We start from the raw sequence: 2,806 nt of genomic DNA on the forward strand, positions 1-2,806 counted from the left end.
ATACTACCATTTAATAGAGAAATATATAAAATTTTATCTTCATCACTAAATGTGTAATTTAATTTTGTGAATAAAAATATACTTAAAAAAAAAACTAGTTGATTTAACGCTATTGAAGCTTCAGAAAACTTACCTTTTAAAAAAGCTACAAACAAGGATTTATGAATATTAGCAACAAAATTTATACAAAAAAAGAAAACATTAATAATAAATAGATTTCTTATGAAATTATTTGAAAAATTTGAAATGTTAAAGATCTCTCTAAAATTAATAAAAAATGAAAAAACAATAAAAAAAATGAAAATCAATAATGAAATAATAGAAGAAAATAAATAAGTAGACTTAATATATCCCAAAATATTAACTGAATCAAAATTAATTTTTAATTGAGGGATTTTTGTTTTTAAAGTGCTTTGTATTCCGAAATCCATAAGTAATACAAACTGAAAAACAGTAAATATTAATGTCCAAATTCCAAAAACATCAACACCTAGATAATCCATCAATATACGAATCGATAAAAATAAAGACATACCAGATATACCTTTATAAATTCCGCTCATCAAAATATGATTATGTATTAATTTTTTCATTAATTAAACATTTCGAAATTATTTTCATTAATCCAGTTTAAGGTTTTCTCAATACCTTCTTGCAAATCAATTTTATGTTTCCAACCCAAATTATTAATTTTAGAAACATCTAATAATTTTCTTGGAGTTCCATCAGGTTTTGTAACATCAAAAACCAATTCTCCTTCAAAACCAACAGTTTTTTTAATAGTTTCTGCTAATTCTTTAATAGTAACGTCTTCGCCTGTACCAATGTTTACTGTTTCGGCGTCGTTATAGTTTTGCATCAAGAATATACAAGCTTCCGCTAAATCATCTACAAATAAAAATTCGCGCATTGGTGTTCCAGAACCCCAAACAACTACTTCTGATGAATTATTTTGTTTCGCTTCAATGAACTTGCGAAGTAAAGCAGGTAATACGTGCGAATTCTGTAAATTGAAATTATCGTTTAGACCATACAAGTTGGTTGGCATAGCTGATATAAAATTACACCCATATTGCTTTTTGTAAAATTCGCACATTTTTAAACCTGAAATTTTTGCAATTGCATAGGCTTCATTTGTTGGTTCTAAAGCTCCGGTAAGTAAATATTCTTCTTTTAAAGGTTGGGGTGCAAATTTTGGATAAATACACGAACTTCCTAAGAAAAATAATTTTTCAACTTTGTTTAAATAAGCAGCATGAATCACATTATTTTGAATCATCATGTTGTCGTAAATAAACTCAGCAGGATAGGTGTTATTTGCATGAATACCGCCAACTTTTGCAGCTGCTAAGAAAACATATTCTGGTTTTTCCGTTTCGAAAAATTCAAAAACAGCTTGTTGATTTCTTAAATCAAGTTCCTTAGAACTTTTGGTAATGATATTAGTAAATCCATTTTGTTCTAAGTTACGAACAATGGCAGAACCTACCATTCCTCTTGAACCTGCAACAAATATTTTTGCTGTTTTTAGCATACTCTTGGTAATTTTACATATTCTAAATCGTGCTTCATCATAACTTTTACTAATTCTTCAATTGAAGTTTTACTTGGGTTCCATCCTAAAACAGTTCTTGCTTTTGTAGGATCACCTAATAAAGTTTCTACTTCAGCAGGACGATAGTAATTTTCATCTACTTCAATTAATACATTTCCAGTTGCTTTGCAATATCCTTTTTCATTTTCAGCTTCACCTTTCCATTCAATTTCAATGCCTGCTTCTCTAAAAGCCAATTCACAGAAATAACGAACAGAATATTGAACTCCAGTGGCAATAACAAAATCTTCTGGTGTGTCTTGTTGTAACATCAACCACATACATTCAACATAATCTTTTGCATATCCCCAATCGCGAAGTGCATCAAGATTTCCTAGGTATAATTTTTCTTGGATACCATGTTTAATTCGTGATGCGGCTAGTGTGATTTTTCTGGTAACGAAAGTTTCTCCTCGACGCTCTGATTCGTGATTGAATAAAATTCCGTTTACAGCATACATATTGTATGATTCACGGTAGTTTTTTGTAATCCAATACGCATACATTTTAGCAACACCGTAGGGTGATCTAGGATAAAAAGGAGTTGTTTCTTTTTGAGGAATTTCCTGAACTTTACCATATAGTTCAGATGTTGAAGCTTGATAAATTTTTGTTGTTTCTGTTAATCCACAAATTCGAATAGCTTCTAATAAACGCAATGTTCCAACTGCGTCAGTTTCTGCTGTATATTCTGGCATATCAAAGGAAACTTTAACATGTGATTGTGCGGCTAAGTTATAAATTTCATTTGGACGAATTTGTTGCACTAAACGAATCAAATTAGTGGAATCGGTCATATCTCCATAATGTAATTTAATTTTTTTTTCTTTGTGTAAGTCTTGTAATAAACTTTCAATATATAAATGCTCTATCCTTTCCGTATTAAAAGAAGAACTTCTTCTAATAATTCCGTGAACATCATATCCTTTTTCCAGTAATAATTCGGCCAAATATGAACCATCCTGACCATTAATTCCTGTTATTAAAGCTACTTTCATTTTGTGTTTATGAATTTATAAAACTACAAATATAACTTTTACATATTTAATTTATTAACTAGTTAAACAAAAAATAAGTAAATTGCACAATAATTAATCTCTAGATATTGAAATTGAATTTGTTTTCAAAAATAAGTAGTTTAACTAATAATATAGATAAAACGGAAATTTTAATAATAGGAATTTTTATTTCTATTTTTACTCCATTATATAT

The 2,806-nt window shown here is 28.6% G+C and carries 3 protein-coding genes; all 3 read right to left on the reverse strand.

All coding sequences use genetic code 11. The features are described 5' to 3' along the window. Positions 1–593, reverse strand: a 593-nt coding sequence (locus HALO113_RS15120) for a hypothetical protein (RefSeq protein ID WP_236554746.1), incomplete at its 3' end; no start/stop codon positions are given. After that, positions 593–1,534, reverse strand: coding sequence for a GDP-L-fucose synthase (locus HALO113_RS15125; protein WP_159779925.1), 942 nt, complete (start codon positions 1,532–1,534; stop codon positions 593–595). The genes HALO113_RS15120 and HALO113_RS15125, both read right to left, overlap by 1 nt. Beyond that, complete coding sequence (gmd, locus tag HALO113_RS15130; RefSeq protein WP_159779926.1) at positions 1,528–2,592, reverse strand: GDP-mannose 4,6-dehydratase; 1,065 nt, start codon at positions 2,590–2,592, stop codon at positions 1,528–1,530. Before gmd ends, HALO113_RS15125 begins: the two co-directional genes overlap by 7 nt. Positions 2,593–2,806: the final 214 nt, after the last annotated feature.

The organism is Flavobacterium sp. 9AF, from assembly GCF_902506265.1.
Taxonomy (GTDB): Bacteria; Bacteroidota; Bacteroidia; order Flavobacteriales; family Flavobacteriaceae; genus Flavobacterium.